At 73.7% G+C, this 17,228-nt stretch carries 13 protein-coding genes; 11 read left to right on the top strand and 2 right to left on the bottom strand.

What is annotated here, in order from left to right; translation table 11 throughout:
- The first annotated feature begins 12 nt into the window (after nt 1–12).
- The 3 genes from R6Y94_RS16690 to R6Y94_RS16680 all read left to right on the top strand — a co-directional run bounded on the left by R6Y94_RS16690 (nt 13) and on the right by R6Y94_RS16680 (nt 5,274).
- On the top strand, nt 13–3,009 hold the full coding sequence (locus R6Y94_RS16690; RefSeq protein ID WP_318396778.1) for an AfsR/SARP family transcriptional regulator: 2,997 nt from the start codon (nt 13–15) through the stop codon (nt 3,007–3,009).
- 149 nt (nt 3,010–3,158) lie between these two features.
- Nucleotides 3,159–4,559 (top strand): class II fumarate hydratase, encoded by a 1,401-nt coding sequence (locus R6Y94_RS16685; protein WP_412102777.1) that lies wholly within the window; start codon nt 3,159–3,161, stop codon nt 4,557–4,559.
- Nucleotides 4,560–4,584: 25 nt separating this feature from the next.
- A complete protein-coding gene (locus tag R6Y94_RS16680) occupies nt 4,585–5,274 on the top strand; it encodes an HAD family hydrolase (RefSeq protein ID WP_318396776.1) in 690 nt (229 codons plus the stop codon).
- Between the two features lie 98 nt (nt 5,275–5,372).
- Here the strand turns inward: R6Y94_RS16680 and R6Y94_RS16675 are convergent, their stop codons facing one another.
- The gene (locus tag R6Y94_RS16675) at nt 5,373–6,050 is read right to left on the bottom strand and encodes an IclR family transcriptional regulator (protein ID WP_318396949.1); all 678 of its coding nucleotides are present in this window, start codon (nt 6,048–6,050) and stop codon (nt 5,373–5,375) included.
- A gap of 122 nt (nt 6,051–6,172) precedes the next feature.
- On the opposite strand from R6Y94_RS16675, the gene cysS reads away from it, so the two are divergent.
- The 8 genes from cysS (at nt 6,173) to R6Y94_RS16635 (ending at nt 16,433) form a co-directional block, all read left to right on the top strand.
- Nucleotides 6,173–7,594 carry a cysteine--tRNA ligase gene (cysS, locus tag R6Y94_RS16670; protein ID WP_318396775.1) on the top strand — a complete coding sequence of 474 codons (1,422 nt, stop codon included), beginning with the start codon at nt 6,173–6,175 and terminating at the stop codon, nt 7,592–7,594.
- Nucleotides 7,594–8,751, top strand: coding sequence for a 23S rRNA (guanosine(2251)-2'-O)-methyltransferase RlmB (rlmB, locus tag R6Y94_RS16665; protein ID WP_318396774.1), 1,158 nt, complete (start codon nt 7,594–7,596; stop codon nt 8,749–8,751). Before cysS ends, rlmB begins: the two co-directional genes overlap by 1 nt.
- A 190-nt stretch (nt 8,752–8,941) precedes the next feature.
- On the top strand, nt 8,942–11,788 hold the full coding sequence (locus R6Y94_RS16660; RefSeq protein WP_318396773.1) for an Hsp70 family protein: 2,847 nt from the start codon (nt 8,942–8,944) through the stop codon (nt 11,786–11,788).
- Between the two features lie 350 nt (nt 11,789–12,138).
- Nucleotides 12,139–13,677, top strand: a complete 1,539-nt coding sequence (locus R6Y94_RS16655) for an ATP-binding protein (RefSeq protein WP_318396772.1) — start codon at nt 12,139–12,141, stop codon at nt 13,675–13,677.
- A 29-nt stretch (nt 13,678–13,706) separates the two neighbouring features.
- Nucleotides 13,707–14,111 (top strand): roadblock/LC7 domain-containing protein, encoded by a 405-nt coding sequence (locus R6Y94_RS16650; protein WP_318396771.1) that lies wholly within the window; start codon nt 13,707–13,709, stop codon nt 14,109–14,111.
- Nucleotides 14,112–14,159: 48 nt separating this feature from the next.
- Nucleotides 14,160–14,531, top strand: coding sequence for a DUF742 domain-containing protein (locus tag R6Y94_RS16645; protein ID WP_318396770.1), 372 nt, complete (start codon nt 14,160–14,162; stop codon nt 14,529–14,531).
- Nucleotides 14,512–15,156, top strand: a complete 645-nt coding sequence (locus R6Y94_RS16640; RefSeq protein ID WP_318396769.1) for a GTP-binding protein — start codon at nt 14,512–14,514, stop codon at nt 15,154–15,156. The genes R6Y94_RS16645 and R6Y94_RS16640 overlap by 20 nt, the downstream gene beginning before the upstream one ends.
- Nucleotides 15,153–16,433, top strand: coding sequence for a cytochrome P450 (locus R6Y94_RS16635; protein ID WP_318396768.1), 1,281 nt, complete (start codon nt 15,153–15,155; stop codon nt 16,431–16,433). The genes R6Y94_RS16640 and R6Y94_RS16635 overlap by 4 nt, the downstream gene beginning before the upstream one ends.
- Nucleotides 16,434–16,560: 127 nt before the next feature.
- Here the strand turns inward: R6Y94_RS16635 and R6Y94_RS16630 are convergent, their stop codons facing one another.
- On the bottom strand, nt 16,561–17,211 hold the full coding sequence (locus R6Y94_RS16630) for a hypothetical protein (RefSeq protein ID WP_318396767.1): 651 nt from the start codon (nt 17,209–17,211) through the stop codon (nt 16,561–16,563).
- Nucleotides 17,212–17,228 lie beyond the last annotated feature (17 nt).

The following is a 17,228-nucleotide window of genomic DNA, read 5'->3' as shown; positions in this document are numbered from 1 at the left end:
TCAGGAGCTGGCATGCGGTTCGGAATCCTTGGGCCGCTCCAGGTGAGCGGCGGTGAGTCGACGGTGACCGCTGGCCGGGACAGGGTCGTTCTGGCGGTGCTACTTCTGCATGCCCCGCAGGTGGTACCGGTCGACGAGTTGGTCGACGCGGTCTGGGACGCCGACCCGCCGGTCACCGCGCGGGGGCAGTTGCAGACCTGCGTCTCCCGGCTGCGCCGGCTGCTCGCCGTCGCCGGGGTGCCCGGTGAGACGATCGTCACCGGGCCGGCCGGCTACCGCATCGCGCTCGGACCCGACGATCTGGACGCGCACCTCTTCGAGCGGCTGGTGGCCGGGGCCCGGAGCGCCGCCGCCGAGCAGAACTGGCCGGAGGCGCGGGAGGGCTACCGGGCCGCCCTCGCGCTCTGGCGCGGTCCGGCGCTCGCCGGCATCACCGGTACGGCGGTCCGCCGGGGCGCGGCGTCGCTGGACGAGCAGCGCATGCTGGCGATGGAGGACGGCTTCGAGATCGAGCTGCGGCTCGGCGGCCGGAGCGGCGACCTGGTCGCCGAACTGACCGAGCTGGTGGAACGCCATCCGCTGCGGGAACGGCTCCGAGGTCAACTGATGCTGGCGCTCGCCGACAGCGGCCGCCGGGCCGAGGCCCTCGCGGTGTTCCGGGCCGGCCGGGAGATCCTCGCCGGCGAGCTGGGCATCGAGCCCGGGCCGGGGCTGCGGGAGATCCACCGGCGGGTACTCGCCGGCGAGGTCGGGCCGGCGGACGACGAGCCACCGCCCCGGTCACCGGTACGTGCCCTGCCCCGGGCCATCGAGGACTTCACCGGCCGGCACGAGACCATCACCCGGCTGCGCAAGGAGATCGAGGAGGCCGGTCCGAACTTTTCCGCCGTCTACGTCATCGACGGCATGCCGGGCAGCGGCAAGACGGCGCTGGCCGTACACCTGGCGACGGCGCTCGGCGCCGCGTACCCGGACGCGCACCTCTTCGTCGACCTGCACGGGCACAGCCTGCACAGCCCGCTGCCGACGAGCACGGCCGTCGGCACGCTGCTGCGGCAGCTCGGAGTACCCGGGGAGCGGATCCCGGCCGACCTCGACGACCGGCTGGCGCTGTGGCGTACCGAGCTGGCCAGCCGGCGGGTGCTGCTGGTGCTGGACAACGCGGCCAACACCGCCCAGGTCGGTCCGCTGCTGCCGGCCGGCCCCGGCTGCCTGACCGTGGTGACCAGCCGACGCCGGCTGGTCGGCCTGGACGGGGTACGGGCGCAGTCGCTGACCGTGCTGGAGCCCGCCGAGGCGGTCGACCTGCTGGCCCGGATCGCCGGCCCGGAACGGGTCGGGGCCGAGCCGGCGGCGGCGGAGGAGGTGGTCCGGCGCTGCGGGTACCTGCCGCTGGCGATCCGGCTCGCCGGTGCCCGGCTGGCCCACCGTTCCCGCTGGCGGGTGGCGGACCTCGCCCAGCGGCTCGGCGACCCGGACCGCCCGGTACTGGCCGAGTTCGCCGTCGAGCACCGCACCCTGGCGGACGCCTTCGCGCTGTCGTACGCCCAGTTGCCGGAGCCGGTCCAGCGGACGTTCCGGCTGCTCGGCGTGCACCCCGGCGCGCAGTTCGACCAGTACGCCTGCGCCGCGCTGACCGAGCTGCCGCTCGGGGTGGCCCGGGAACATCTCGACGAACTGGTCGACGCCCACCTGACCGACGAGGTGGACGCCGGGCGGTTTCGCCTGCACGACCTGGTCCGGGAGTACGCCGCCGAACTGGTCACCGTGGTCGGCGGCGAGCCGGAGCGGCGGCAGGCGTTGCAGGCGCTGCTCGACTACTACCTGCACACCGCCGCCTCGGTCAGCCAGGTCCTAGAACCGACCGGAAACCTGCGGATGGCCGTACCGGGGCAGCCGGCCCGGCCCGACCTGGTCGCCGCCGCGGCCCAGGAGGGGCGGGACTGGCTGGAGGCGGAACGGCGCAACCTGGTGGCGCTGGTCCAGCTCGCGGTGCAGGAGGGGCTGCACCGGTACGCCTGGCAGCTCGCCCGGGCCAACTGGCGGCAGCTCTATCTCGGCGGCCACCTGGACGAGCTGATCCAGACCCACACCGACGGGCTGCGGGCGGCGGAGGCGCTCGGCGACGACGCCGGGATCGCCATCATGCACAACTACCTCACCTCGGCGTACTTCCGGCTCGGCGAGTTCCAGCGCTCGGTCGAGTCGCTGCGGGTGGTCATCGCGATCTGGGAGCGGCTCGGCGACGTCGCCGGGCGGTCGGTGGCTACGGTGAACCTCGGCCTGCCGCTGATGATGCTCGGCCGGACCCGGGAGGCGGTGCACTACCTCGAACTCGGGTTGGAGCTGGCCCGGCAGACACCGGGCTGGCACGCGATGCCGAACGCCCTGACCAACCTGGGCAGCGTCTACCTCGTCCTCGGCCGCTACTCGGACGCGCTGCGGGTGCTGCGGAACCGGCTGTTCATGGCCCGCCAGGTCGGCAAGATCGCCATGGTGGCGGACACGCTCGGCTCGATCGGCGGGGTCTACGGACGGCAGGGTCAGCGCGACCGGGCGCTGCGCCACATGTCCGTGGCGCTGCGGATCCAGCAGGCCCGGGGCAACCCGTTCGCCGTCGCGGACCTGCTCAACGAGATCGGCAGCATCGAGCGGGAGTGCGGCCGGCCGGAGGTGGCGGTGCAGCGGCACCGGGAGGCGCTGGCCGCGATGCGGGACGCCGGGGACCGGGCCGGCGAGTGTGCGGCCCGCAACCTTCTCGGGCGCGCCATGCTGGCGCTGGGTGACACCGAAGCCGCCCTGGACCTGCACCGGCAGGCCCTGCTCGGCGCGACGAAGATCCAACTGGCGTACGAGCAGGCCCGGGCGCTGGACGGGCTCGCCCGCTGCCTGCGCGAGACCGACCCGGCGGCCGCCCGGTCGTACTGGACCCGGGCGCTGGCCCTGCTGATCCAGGTCGACTCCCCGGACCAGCACGACGTCCGGCGGCGGCTGCGCGAACTGGGCTGAGCCGGCCGCCGGTACCGGTGCCGGCCGCGTGAGGTGAGGCTGGTCCAGGCGCCCTCACCGGCGACCGCGGCGCGGTCGGGCAGCCGGAGCCGCCGATCGGTGACGGCGATCATCTGCGAGCCGGCCGGGGTCGGGGCAGGATGGAACGCGTGACCACACCAGAGGCGGCCGGCTACCGGATCGAACGCGACACGATGGGCGAGGTGGAGGTGCCCGTCGACGCGCTGTGGCGGGCCCAGACGCAGCGGGCGGTGCAGAACTTCCCGATCTCCGGGCGCGGGCTCGAATCGGCGCACATCCGGGCGCTGGCCCAGATCAAGGGTGCCGCCGCGATGGTCAACGCCGAGCTGGGCGTGATCGACGAGGCCGTCGGCGGAGCGATCGTCACCGCGGCGGCGCACGTCGCCGACGGCGGCTACGACGACCAGTTTCCGATCGACGTCTTCCAGACCGGTTCCGGCACCTCGTCGAACATGAACACCAACGAGGTGATCGCCACGCTGGCCGCCCGCGACCTGGGCCGCGAGGTGCACCCGAACGACGACGTGAACGCCGCCCAGTCGAGCAACGACGTCTTCCCGTCCTCCATCCACCTGGCCGCCACCCATGCCGTGGTGCACGACCTGCTGCCGGCGCTGCGGCACCTGGAGTTCGCGCTGGAGTCCAAGGTGGACGAGTTCGCCGAGGTGGTGAAGGCGGGGCGTACCCACCTGATGGACGCCACCCCGGTGACCCTGGGCCAGGAGTTCTCCGGGTACGCCACCCAGCTCCAGTACGGCATCGAGCGGCTGGAGAGCTGCCTGCCCCGGCTCGCCGAACTGCCGCTCGGCGGCACTGCGGTCGGCACCGGGATCAACACCCCGGCCGGCTTCGCCCCCAAGGTGATCGAGAAACTGCGCGAGATGACCGGGCTGCCGCTGACCGAGGCGCGCAACCACTTCGAGGCGCAGGGCGCCAGGGACGGGCTGGTCGAGGTCTCCGGCCAGCTCCGCACGGTCGCGGTCGGCCTCTACAAGATCGCGAACGACATCCGCTGGATGGGCTCCGGCCCCCGGGCCGGGCTGCGCGAGTTGCAGATCCCCGACCTGCAACCGGGGTCGTCGATCATGCCCGGCAAGGTCAACCCGGTGGTCTGCGAGGCGGTCCGGCAGGTCTGTGCCCAGGTGATCGGCAACGACGCCACGGTCACCTTCGCCGGGTCGCAGGGCGACTTCGAGCTGAACGTGATGCTGCCGGTGCTGGCCCGCAACGTGCTGGAGTCGATCCGGCTGCTCACATCCGTCAGCCGGCTGTTCGCCGACCGCTGCGTGGTCGGCCTGGTCGCGAACGTCGACGTGGCGCTGGCGTACGCCGAGGGGTCGCCCTCGGTGGTCACCCCGCTCAACCGCTACCTCGGCTACGACGAGGCGGCCTCGATCGCCAAGGAGGCACTGGCCAAGGAGCTGTCGATCCGCGAGGTGGTGCTCGCCCGGGGCCACGTCGAGGCGGGCCGGCTCACCGCCGAGCAGCTCGACGAGGCGCTCGACGTGCTCCGGATGACCCACCCCTGACGCCGCCGTCGCTACCCTCGAACTCGTGGGCGTGCGCACGGTGGTGTTCGACGCGGACGAGACCCTGGTCGACCTGCGTACGGCGGTGACCGGCGCGCTGGTCGCCGTACTGGCCGAGATGCGGCGGCTCACCCCGGCGGCTCAGGACGTCACCCTGGCGCAGATCGAGGGGGACTGGGACGCCGTCTACGCCGACCACGCCGGTGAGCCGGTCACCCGGGTACGCCGGGCCGCGCTGGCCCGGTCACTGGCCCGGGTCGGCCTGACCGCCGAACTGGAGCCGATCGCCGAGCTGTATTTCGCCCGGCGGTTCGCGCTGACCCGGCCCTTCACCGACACCCTGCCGGCGCTCGGAGTGCTGCGCCGGTCGTACACGCTCGGCTTCGCCACCAACGGCAACAGCCGGCCGGACCGGTGCGGACTGGCCGCCGAGTTCGCTTTCGAGATCTACGCGCACGTCGGGGGCGTACCCAAGAAGCCGGCGCCGGAGTTCTACGCGGCGGTGCTGGCGGCGGCCGGGGTGCCGCCGTCGTCGGTGGCGCACGTCGGCGACTCGCCGGGCAAGGACGTCGAGGCCGCCCAGGTGGCGGGCCTGCGTGCGGTCTGGCTCAACCGCGCTGGCCTGGACCGCCCGGCGGGTCTGCGCCCCGACGCCGAGATCCGCTCCCTGGCCGAGCTGCCGGCGGTGCTCGACCGCTGGCGGCGGAGCCCGTGAGCCACGCTCAGGGAACCCGTAGATCACGCACGATCAGGGAAACAGTGGTCTCCGGCGGACGAGGTGGCCACTGTTTCCGGGAAGCTGCGCGAGCTCCACTAGGAGAGCGCGGCGGCGATCTCGGTGGCGGCGGTGCGGACCTGGGCGCCGGTCCTGGTGACGTCGAGCGGGGCCAGGGCGACCACGCCGACGCTGGCCTCCAGCCCGGGCACGCCGAGCACGGGTGCGGCCACGCCGTAGGCGCCGGCCTGGAGTTCGCCGCTGGTCGCGACCGGGTCGGCCCGACCCTGCCGGCCGGCCAGGATCGCCCGGCCGGCCGCGCCCCGGCCCAGCGGATGCCGGGCCCCGGTCCGGTACGCCACGTGGAACGCCGTCCAGCTCGGCTCCACCACCGCCAGCGCCACCCCCTCGGCACCGTCGACCACGGTCAGGTGCGCGGTCGCCCCGGTCTGCTCGGCCAGCCGGCGCAGCGCCGGCAGTGCCCCGTCGGCGAGCAGCGGCTGGGCCCGCCGGGCCAGGTGCAGCAGCCCCGCCCCGAGCCGCAGCCGGCCACCGGCGTCCCGGCGGACCATCCCGTGTTCGGTGAGCGCGCCGACCAGCCGGTAGACCACCGCCCGGCCGACGCCCAACTGGGCGGCCGCCTCGGTCACGGTCAATCCGCCGGAGGCGTCGGCGACCAGGTGCAGCAGGCGCAGCCCACGGTCCAGGGTCTGCGCCGTCTCGCCGGCCCGGCCAGCGGGCTCCTCCGCTGGGCCGGCCGGTGCGCCGCCCGCCACCCTTGCCACACCAGGCAGCGTACGGCCGGTGCCGGCCGGCACGGGAGCGGGCACGACCGGGGCCGGGCCGGGTGGTGGTCGCGGGGTGAGCCCGGACAGACATCGGTCGGTACCCTTGTACGGTGACGCTACGCCTGTACGACACCGCCGCCCGATCGGTGCGGGACTTCGTCCCCATGCACGCCGGCAGGGTGGGGATCTACCTGTGTGGCCTCACCGTCCAGTCTCCGCCGCACATCGGCCACCTCAGGGGTGGGGTCAACTACGACGTGCTGCGGCGCTGGCTGCTGCGCAGCGGCTTCCAGGTCAACTTCATCCGCAACGTCACCGACGTCGACGACAAGATCCTGACCAAGGCGGTCGAGCAGGGCCGGCCGTTCTGGTCGATCGCGTACGCCAACGAGGTGCTGCTCGGCGCGGCGTACCGCAGCCTCAACGTGCTGCCGCCGACGTACGAGCCGAGGGCGACCGGGCACATCCCGGAGATGCACGAGCTGATCAAGAAGCTGCTCGCCGACGGGCACGCCTACGTCGCCGACGACGGTTCCGGCGACGTCTACTTCGACGTCCGGTCCTACCCGGAATACGGCGACCTGTCCGGTCAGCGGCCGGAGGCGACCCAGACCCAGAACGCCGAGGAGGCCGCCGAACGGGGCAAGCGGGACGCCAACGACTTCGCGCTCTGGAAGGGTGTCAAGCCGGAGGAGCCGGCCGACGCGGCCTGGCCGTCGCCGTGGGGGCCGGGCCGGCCCGGCTGGCATATCGAGTGCTCGGCGATGTGCTGGCGCTATCTCGGCGCCGAGTTCGACATCCACGGCGGCGGGCTCGACCTGACCTTTCCGCACCACGAGAACGAGCAGGCCCAGTCCCGCGCCGCCGGCCTGCCCTTCGTCCGGTACTGGGTGCACCACGGCCTGCTCAACCTCGGCGAGGCCAAGATGAGCAAGTCGCTGGGGAACGTGGTCGACCTCGACCACGTCGCCTCGATCGGAATCCGCCCGGTCGAGCTGCGCTACTACCTGGTCGCCCCGCACTACCGGTCCCGGATCGACTACTCGGACGAGTCGCTGCGCGAGTCCGCGGTGGCGTACCGCCGGGTCGAGGGCTTCGTGCGGCGGGCCGTGGAACGGGTCGGCGCGGGTACGCTCGGCGAGCTGCCGGCCGAGTTCGGCGCGGCCCTGGACGACGACCTCAACACCTCGGCCGCGGTCGCGGTGCTGCACGACACGGTCCGGGACGGCCAGATCGCACTGGCCGGCGGGGACGACGCCGGGACCCGGGCGGCGCTCGCCGTGGTCCGGGCGATGCTCGACGTGCTCGGACTCGACCCCCTCGACCCGGCCTGGAGCACGAACGGGCAGGATGGAGAGCTGCGGTCCGTGGTCGACTCGCTGGTGGCGCTGGCCCTGGAGCAGCGGGCACAGGCCCGCAGCCGCAAGGACTGGGCCGCCGCCGACTCGGTGCGGGACCAGCTCAAACACGCGGGCGTGGTGGTCGAGGACACCCCGCACGGGCCGCGTTGGACGATCGGAGAACAGGACTGATGCCCGGAAATTCCGCCCGAAGAGGGCGTCGGGTCAGCGCCAAGAAGGGCGCCACCACGGGATCCGGCGGCAAGAACCGGGGTGCGCTCAAGGGCCGGGGCAAGACCCTGCCCGCCGACGAGCGCCCCTGGCACAAGGGATACTCCGGCACCGAGCAGCTCCCGCAGCGCACCGCCTGGAAGCAGGCCAAGGAGCGCCGCGCCGCCGCCGAGGAGGGCCGGGCGCCGAAGGTCGGCGTACCGGGGAGCAAGGACACCACCTGGGGCGCCGGCGGCGCCGGTACGAAGAAGGGCGGCCGCAAGTCGGTCAGCGCCGGACGGGGCGCCGCGACCGCCGGGCGTACGGGTGGCAAGCCGGCTCCGCGTCCGGGCGGTCCCCGGGTCGCGCCGGGTCGCCGCTCCGCGCCTGGGCGGGAGGCGGCCGAGCTGCTGGTCGGGCGTAACCCGGTGGTGGAGGCGCTCCGGTCGCAGGTGCCGGCCACCGCGCTCTACGTGGCGCAGGGCATCGACATCGACGACCGGGTGAACGAGGCGGTCCGGACCGCCGCCGACCGGGGCATCGCGATCCTGGAGGTCAGCCGGGCCGAGCTGGACCGGATGACCGGCGGAGTGCTGCACCAGGGCATCGGGGTGCAGGTGCCGCCGTTCGCCTACCAGCCCTACGAGGACATGCTCGCGGTGGCGTTGGAGCAGCCCTCCCCGCTGCTGGTCGCGCTCGACGGCATCACCGACCCGCGCAACCTCGGCGCGGTGATCCGCTCGGCGGCGGCCTTCGGCGCGCAGGGCGTCTTCGTACCCGAGCGGCGGGCCGCCGGCATCACCGCGACCGCCTGGCGGACCAGTGCCGGTGCGGCCGCCCGGGTGCCGGTCAGCCAGGTGACCAACCTGACCCGGGCGCTCAAGCTCGCCCAGCAGGAGGGGTTCCTGGCGGTCGGGCTGGACGCCGACGGCGAGACCGACCTCTACGACCTGGAGGCGGCGGTCGGCCCGCTGGTGGTGGTGGTCGGCTCCGAGGGGCGCGGGCTGTCCCGGCTGGTGGGTGCCACCTGTGACCTGCGGGTCAGCATCCCGATGGTCTCCGAGGTCGAGTCGCTCAACGCCAGCGTGGCGGCGGCGGTGGCGCTCGCCGAGGTCTCCCGGCGCCGTCTGACCGCCTGACCCGTCTGACTCCGCCAGCCTCCGCGGCGATGTCGCTCCTTCCCCGGAAGAGTGGCTTCCGCGCGGATCGAGGCCACTCTCTTCCGGAACGAGCGAGATCATCACGGCCGGAGCGGGCGGACCGGGCGGTGGGCGCCGGGCCGTAACATGCAGGGCCGGGTAACCCCTCGCCCTGCGGAGGAGTCGGTTCATGGCAGGTCAGGACGGAGGCTACGGGCTCGGCGTCGACCTCGGGACCTCGCACACCGTGGCGGTGCTGCGCTGGCCCGACGGCCGGACCAGACCGCTGCTCTTCGACGGGCAGCCGATTCTGCCGTCCGGAGTGTTCCTCGACCAGGACGGGCGGCCACACGTCGGGCGGGACGCCCAGCGGCTGGCCCAGGCCGACCCTTCCCGCTACGAGCCGAACCCGAAGCGGCGGATCGACGAGTCGTCCGTACTCCTCGGAGACCGCGAGATCGCCACGGTCGACCTGCTGGCCGGCGTGCTCGGTGCGGTGGCCGGCGCGGCGGTGGAGGCGGTCGGGTTCCTGCCGCCGGCCGTACTCAGCTATCCGGCCAGTTGGGGAGCCCGCCGGCGGGACACCCTGGCCGCTGCCGTCGCCAGGGCCGGCTGGCCGCCGGTGCTGGCCGGTGCCGATGCGGCGGCCCGGCCTCCCGGCGCCGATGCGGCGGTCCAGGCTCGTGGTGCCGATGCGGCGGTCCGGCCTGGCGGTGGCACTCTGCTGGTGCCCGAGCCGGTCGCCGCCGCCCGCTACTTCGCCGACGTGCTGCGCCGGCCGGTGCCGGTCCGGTCCGCGCTGGCGGTCTTCGACTTTGGCGGCGGCACCCTGGACATCGCGGTGGTGCGCAACGAGGGCACCGACGAGAACGGCCGGGCCCGATTCGTGGTGGTCGGCTCGGGCGGCGTCGCCGACCTCGGCGGGCTCGACCTCGACGCGGCGCTGGTCGAGCACCTGGGCGGGGTGATCCGGACCACGCACGGGCCGATCTGGGAGCAACTGCGCCAGCCGGCCACGGCCAGCCAGTGGCGCAGTCGCCGGCAGTTCTGGGACGACGTACGCGGAGCCAAGGAGATGCTGTCCCGGGCCGCGACGGCACCGGTTCCGGTGCCCGGCGTCGAGCAGGCGCTGTACCTGACCCGGGACGAGTTGGAGAGCGTGGTCACCCCGCTGCTGCGCCGGGGGGTCTACGAGGCCGCGTCAGTGATCGCCGACTGCCGGCTCGGCACCGACCAGCTCGCCGGGCTGTTCCTGGTCGGCGGCTCCTCCCGGGTCCCGCTGGTGGCCCGGATGCTGCACGCCGACCTCGGCATCGCGCCGACCGTACTCGAACAGCCGGAATTGCCGGTCGCGGAGGGCGCGCTCGCCGAACTCCCGGTCACGACCGTACCGGCGGCCCGGGGCAGCGCCGGGGTGCCGACCAGCCGGGCCGCCGCTGGCAGCGCGGTACCGGGACAGACCCGGGCGTACGAGGGCGGGGCCGCGGCGGTCGCCGCGCCACCCGCCCAGGCGGCTGCCGGCGGCTATTCGCCGACCGGCGGCAGCTATCCCGGTCAGCCGGGTCAGCCGGTCCCGCCGGGCAGTCCGGCGTCGTTCGGAGCCGGCGGACCGGGCCGCCCGCCCGGACCTGCACGCCCGCCCGGCGGCAGCGCACCGGCGGGGCTGGCCGGGCTGGTACGCCGCCGAGCGGTCTGGATCGGCGCCGGGGCGCTGGTCGCACTGGTCGGTGTGGTCGTCGCGACGTTGCTTTACCTGACCCGCGACCGCTACCCCGGCATCGACTTCGCCTCGTTCCAGGAGGTCGACCGGATCGCCACCCGGGAGGAGAACCCGTCCACGTTCTTCACCGCCACCGCCGGCCGGCGGGCGTACGCCGCCTACCAGCGGAACGACCAGCGGCTGGACATCGCGGTGCTCGATGCCGAGTCGGCGAAGGTCGAGCGGTGGATCACCACGGCGGCCGGCGCCGAGCGGTGGGACTGGATCACGGCGCTGCCGGACGTGCTGCTGGTCAAGCCGGAGGTCACCAGCATCGGTACTCCGGGCGAGATGGTCGCCTTCGACCCGGCGAACGGCGCGAAGCTGTGGAGCCGGCAGGTCCGCAGCGACGACAAGCTCTACCTCTTCGACGAGTACGTCGTGGTGCTCGACGAGGCCGCCGACACGCTGATCGGGATCAACGCGCGCGGCGGCCCGGGGTGGACCCGGCCGAACCCGAAGGGCGAGTACGACAGCGACTCCGCCGTCTATCCGATGCGGACCGCCGGGGAGGTGGACAGGGCCGCCGACCCGACCGGGGACGCGCCACCGCTGAACCGTGGTGACGGGCCGCGACTCGTGCAGATCGGCGCGGACGACTCGATCCGGGTCGTCGACGTGACGAACGGCAGGGTGTTGAAGTCCCGGGCCGACGCCGCCGACCCCGACGACGAGGTGCTGGCGTACGAGGGCCAACTCTTCGTCGCGCCGAAGACCGACGGCTACGGCCTGGCCCGGTACGACCTGGCGACCCTGGCCACGCCGACCAGCATCTACAACGCGGTGGACAAGAGCCGCCGGCCGACCGCTCTGGAGCCCTGCGGGAACAAGCAGGTCTGCCTGCTGGAGACCGCCGGTTCGGACGCCGAGACCACCGAGCTGGTGGCGGTCCGGACCGACCAGGGCGCTGGCCAGCCGGCTGCCTGGCGGAAAAAGGTGCCGCAGGCGCAGAGCCTGCTGCCGGTCGGCGAGCATGCCCTGGTCCGGCTCGGCTCCACCAATCCGGCGGCGAGACTCTTCTCCGGCGACGGCGACGAGAAGCTGAGCCGGGACGGGTTCGCGGTCCGGGTCGACGGCGGCAACCTGCTGGTCTTCGACGAGCAACCGGGCACGTACAGCCAGGACGCCAGCGTCGCCGGGGTGGCCGCCGAGTCCGGAAAGCTGACCGAGCTCGGCCAGCTCAAGCAGGTCATCGGGACCTCCTGCTCCTGGAACACCTCCGTCGTCGTCTGCGGCGCCCGCTCCGAGTTCGTCGTCGTCCGCTTCACCGCCGGATAGCCCGGGGTGGGCCGCCGGCCCCGAGCTGCGCGGACTGAACCTCTTCCCACCTGGACAGCGCGGCGCGTTCGCCCGGCTGTCACCGGTGGCGACGACGGGCCGTAAGGGGAGGTTGGCAGGGGTTCACTGACCCCGGCCGGGTCGGCGGCCGCCGACCCGGCGCGGCGGAGACCACGGTACGGCCGGTGCTTCCGGTGAGCGACAACTGTCCAGTCAGGGGGGCGGTGATCGTGATCCGATCGGGTACGATCCTCATCCACCACGTGCCTGAACTGCGGTTTGGGGCTCCGTCCTGCCCGATCTTCCGCTCGAAGGTGAACATGACACCTCTTGGACCGTCAGGTCGTCCGTTGTCCGAGGGCCGCTCGGTGTGGTCGGCCACCTTCCTCCTCACCGCCCTGGCCGGTACGGCGGCCGTGGTCGCCGCCGTGCTCGGCACCGATCCGCCGGGGTTGGTGGTCACCGCGCTCGGGGCGGTGGCCGCCGGGCTGGCGCTGGTGCTGCTGGCGGTGCTCCGGCGCCGGCAGCGGGCCGCCCGGGCGGCGCTCGACGAGCGCGAGCGGGAGTTCGAGCGGCAGGTGCGCAGCTACCAGCAGCAGCTGGCGGAGCGCGAGACGCAGTGGCGGGAACGGGCCGAGGCCCGGTCGGCGGCGGTGGACAACGCCCTCGACCATCTGCTCCGGGTCCGGCTCCCGGCGGTACTGGCTGGGGCGCCGGTGCCGTCCAGCCGGCACGATCCGGTGCTGGGCGACCGGACGACCGGCCTGATCGACGGAATCCTCGCCGAGGCGACCAGCGCGCTGAAGCGGTCGGACGAGCGCGAGGAGTCGTTGCGGCTGGCGGTGGTGGCGCTGTCCCGCCGGGTACAGACGGCGGCGCACTCCATCCAGGAGCAGGTCTCGCTGATGGCCGAACGGCACCAGCACGACCCGGACGTGGTGGAGTCCAGCATGCGGGTCGACCACGCCGCCGCGCAGCAGGCCCGGCACGCGCAGAGCCTCGCCGTGCTCTGTGGAGAGTGGCCGGGGCAGCAGTGGCAGGAGCCGCTGGCCATGGTGGACGTGGTACGCGCCGCCTCGGCCCGGATCCTGGCGTACCAGCGGGTCGAGGTCTCCGGCGACCAGGACGTGGCGGTCGCCGCCGAGGTGGTGGAGCCGGTCATCCACCTGGTGGCGGAGTTGCTGGCCAACGCCACCCAGTCCTCGCCGCCGGCCACCAGCGTCCCGGTGACGGTGCGGCGGGTGCAGCGCGGTGCGGTCATCGAGATCGACGACGGCGGCATCGGAATGGACGACCACCGGCTGGCGCAGGCTCGGGAGACCGTCTCCGGACGCCGCCCGGTCGGGCTGGGCGAGCTGGGCGAAATCCCGCAGACCGGGCTCGCCGTCGTCGGTCACTACGTACGCCGGCACGGTTTCCGGGCGGATCTGAGCGAATCCCCGTACGGTGGGCTGCGGGCCGTGGTGCTGATCCCGTCGAAGGTCGTGGAGACGGTGGACCCGCCGGAGGCGGTGGTGATGCGCCCGCCGGCCCCGGTGCTGACAGAGCCGCCGGCCGTGCGGCCGGAGCCGGGGCCGAGGCCGGTCGAGGTGGAACCCGCCGATCCGGAGGCCGGCCCGACACTGCCCCGCCGGCGGTCCCGACGTGGCGAGACCGTGTCGGCCGCCCCCGGAGCGGCGGAACTGGCCGCCCCGGAAGCGGCGGAACTGGCCGCCCCGGAAGCGGCGGAACTGGCCGCCCCGGAAGCGGCGGAACTGGCCGCCCCGGAAGCGGCGGCACCGGCGGCGGTCTCCCCGGAGCCGACGCCGGAGCAGGCCGGCTCCTGGATGGGCGCCTTCATCTCCGGCGGCCGGACCGGTGCGCAAGCGGGCCCGGAGGGCTCTCGCTGACCGCCGACAACCACGAAGGATGACGAACGATGAGCGCGAAGCAAGACCAGAACTGGATGCTGGCCGAGGTGGTCTCGGTGCCGTACGTCCGGCACGCCGTGGTGCTCTCCGCCGACGGTCTGGCGATGGTCCGGTCCGAGCACACCGAGCAGGACGTCGCCGACCGGCTGGCCGCCGCCTGTTCCGGGTTGCAGTCGCTCGGCCGGAGCGTGGGCCGGGAGTTCGGCTCCGGCGGACGGTCCCTCCGTTCGCTGATGATCGACTTCGACGGCGGATACCTGTTCGTCCGGCGGGCCGGGGACGGCTCGCACCTTGCGGTGGTGACCGAACCGGCCGTCGATCCGGCACTCATCGCGCACCAGATGCAGTCCCAGGTCAACAAGATTGGTGAACGCAACCTCGCCACCACGGCCCGGCACGGTGCCGGGGCATGACCGGGGGCGGCGGGGTCAGGACATGACAGACCGGACCAGGGAGCGTGGATGACCCCTCCTGACGACCGGAGCCGCGAATACCGCGACTCGGCGCTGCGGCCGTACGTGCTCACGAAGGGGCGGGCCCGCCCGTCGCGCAACACGATCAGCGTCGACACGCTGCTGATCGCGACCGATCCGGCGCCCTCGCTGCCGATCTCGGCCGGTCGTCAGGAACGTGCCCTGCTGGCGATGTGCCGGGGGCTGCTCTCCCTGGTCGAGGTCGCCGCCCGGCTGGAGTTGCCGGTGAGCGTCGTACGCGTACTCGCGAGCGACCTGGTCGACTCCGGCCACCTGACCGCGCGGGCCGGAAGCCCTCGCGCCCCGCAGCTTCCCCGGGAACTACTCCAAGAGGTGCTGAATGGTCTCCGCGCGCTCTGACGGTTACCTGCCCGGGACCGTGACCAAGTCGGTGAAGATCCTGGTGGTCGGCAGCTTCGGGGTTGGCAAGACCACCCTGATCGGCTCGGTCAGCGAGATTACCCCGCTGCGCACCGAGGAGATCGTCACCCAGGTCAGCGAGGGGGTCGACGACCTGGCCGGGGTGGGTGACAAGCGCACCACCACCGTGGCGATGGACTTCGGCCGGATCACCCTCAACCAGAGCCTGGCGCTGTACCTGTTCGGCACCCCAGGACAGCGGCGGTTCTGGGACCTGTGGGAGGGGCTCGCCGAGGGCGCCGCCGGGGTACTGGTGCTGGTCGACACCCGGCCCGGGCGGCTGGAGGCCAGCTTCGAGGTCTTCGACCAGTTGGAGATCGGCACCGAGTTGCCGTTCGTGGTGGCGGTCAACCACTTCCCGGACACGGTGCCGCACTCCGCCGACGAGCTGCGTACCGCTCTGGACCTGCTGCCGGGGACGCCGATCCTGGACTGCGACGCCCGGGACCGCGCCTCCGTGCTGGCCGCGTTGACGAGCCTGGTCCAGCACGCCCTCGACGTCACGGCCACCGCGCCGGACGACGCCACGCCGAAGATCCCCGTCTCCCAGGAAATGGTCTCGTGACAACCTCCCCCGCGATCGAGAGCCCCGCCGGTGCCCGCAAGCCGCTGGCCGAGCTGACCGGACTGGTGCCGTTGGCCGCCACCACCGCCTGCCCCGACCCGCAGCACGTCTTCGCACGGCTGCGGGCCGAGCACGGCCCGGTCGCCCCGGTCGAGCTGGAGCCGGGCGTGCACGCCTGGCTGGTCATGGGGTACCAGGAGATCCTTACGGTCACCCGGCAGGAGCAGGTCTACTCCTGCGACCCGGACGACTGGTCGGCCCACCACGACGGCAGCCTGCCGGCGGACTCGCTGCTGCGCCCGATGATGTCGCCCTACGACAATGCCTTCTTCGTCAACGGGGAGCGGCACCGCCGGCTGCGTGCCCCGATCGCCGGTGGGATGGCCGAGATCGACCAGCGCGCGATGCGCCGGGCGGTCGCGGCGCTCTGCGCCGACGTGATCGGTTCGTTCGCCGGCCGGGGCGAGGCGGACCTGGTCGCCGACTACGCGGCGATCGTCCCGGTGCTGGCCGTCGCGGACCGGTTCGGTCTGGACGCCGTGCAGAGCCACGAACTCCAGGCCGGCCTGGCCGCGATGTTCGCCTGGGGCGCGGACGCGCTGGCCGCCCGGGAGAAGGTCATGAAGATCCTCGCCGACGTCGTCGCGGCCCGCCGGGCGGCCCCGTTGGGTGACCTGACCAGCTATCTGGCCGGACACCCGAACCTGCGCGGTGACGCCGAGGTCTACGACACCATGGTGCTGCTGCTGGTGGCGGCGAACGAGAACACCATGAGCTGCATCGCCCAGACGCTGCGGCTGATGCTCACCGACGAGCGGTTCGCCGGACGGCTCCGGGGCGGCCGGCTCGGCGTGGACGATGCGATCGACGAGGTGCTGTGGCGGGACCCGCCGATGACGAACGCGCCGGCCCGGTACGCGCTGCGGGACACCGAACTCGCCGGGCAGCCGGTCCGGCGCGGCGACGCGATGATCCTCGGGTTCACCGCGGCGAACGCCGACCCACGGATCCATCCCAGGGGTGAGCCGTGGCGGGAGGTCGGCAACCGGGCACACCTCTCCTGGGGCGCCGGCCCGCACGCCTGCCCGGCGCAGATCCCGGCCCGGCTGATCATCCGTACCGCCGTCGAGACCGCGCTGCATCTGCTGCCGGGGGTACGGCTGGCGATCCCCGTCGAGGAGTTGGTGGCGGTGCCGTCGCCGTGGGGGCGTACCCCGAGGGCGATCCCGGTGCGGTTCACTCCGGTCCGGCAGACCGCCGACGGAGAGTCGGGCTGATCGAGGTCCTCTCCGCCGGAGTCCTGACCGGTCGTCCCGGACGCGGGCCGTACGGCGTGAACCTGTGGCGCCCGGCCGCCGGCCGTGTGGCGTTGCGGGCCGGGTTGACGTCCGGGCCGGGGGCCGGCTATCCGGCATCCTCCGGGGATGGCGGGGTGCCGGCCAGCCGTCGGGTGGTGGCGTGCAACCCGAAGAGGGTGTAGCCGACCAGGATCGGCGTCAACGGCGGCAGGATGAGTACGCAGAGCAGGGTGGCCAGCGCGACCGTGCCGGCCGTGCCGAGCAGGGTCACCGGGCGTTCCCGCACCGTCCGGGCGGCCTGCCGTACCGCGTCCCGCCAGCCCTGGCCGCCCCGCTGGCCGAGGCACACCGCGGTCAGCCCGGCGAAGCCGCCGGCCGCCACCGCCAGCGCGGCGGTCACCACGACCAGCACCGCGCCGCCCGGTACGACGCCCCGGGTCAGCGCCAGCAGGTTCACCGCGAGTACGGCGGCGGCGATCCCGCCGAGCAGGGTGGGCAGGATGCCGGGCAGTACCGCGCGGCGGAAGTCCCGCAGCACCGGCCGTACCCCGGGCCAACTCCCGGTCTCGATCCAGGAGTGCAGTGCGGCGCTGCCGGTGGCGACCGCAGCACCGGCGGTGACCACCGGCAGGGCCGCGACGGTGATGACGATGCCGAGCAGCGCCAGGTCGGTGGCGTTGCGCAGGGTGTCCCGCCAGTCCGGTCGGGTGTCGGGGGCGGGCTGCTCAGGCCAGTTCGGAGCGGGTGGCTGGGTCATCCTCCGAGTCTGCATCC

Origin of the sequence: Plantactinospora sp. KLBMP9567 (assembly GCF_033446045.1) — a bacterium.
In the GTDB taxonomy this organism is placed as follows: domain Bacteria; phylum Actinomycetota; class Actinomycetes; order Mycobacteriales; family Micromonosporaceae; genus Plantactinospora.
Note: the sequence above shows the minus strand (reverse complement) of the source record. Positions and strands in the feature narration are given on the sequence as shown.

Bases quoted from the DNA above. Each gene is read 5' to 3' on its own strand.
- R6Y94_RS16690 (WP_318396778.1), top strand. From the start codon at position 13: ATGCGGTTCGGAATCCTTGGGCCGCTCCAGGTGAGCGGCGGTGAGTCG.
- rlmB (WP_318396774.1), top strand. From the start codon at position 7,594: ATGCCCGGAAATTCCGCCCGAAGAGGGCGTCGGGTCAGCGCCAAGAAG.
- R6Y94_RS16660 (WP_318396773.1), top strand. From the start codon at position 8,942: ATGGCAGGTCAGGACGGAGGCTACGGGCTCGGCGTCGACCTCGGGACC.
- R6Y94_RS16650 (WP_318396771.1), top strand. From the start codon at position 13,707: ATGAGCGCGAAGCAAGACCAGAACTGGATGCTGGCCGAGGTGGTCTCG.
- R6Y94_RS16645 (WP_318396770.1), top strand. From the start codon at position 14,160: ATGACCCCTCCTGACGACCGGAGCCGCGAATACCGCGACTCGGCGCTG.
- R6Y94_RS16640 (WP_318396769.1), top strand. From the start codon at position 14,512: ATGGTCTCCGCGCGCTCTGACGGTTACCTGCCCGGGACCGTGACCAAG.
- R6Y94_RS16630 (WP_318396767.1), bottom strand. From the start codon at position 17,211: ATGACCCAGCCACCCGCTCCGAACTGGCCTGAGCAGCCCGCCCCCGAC.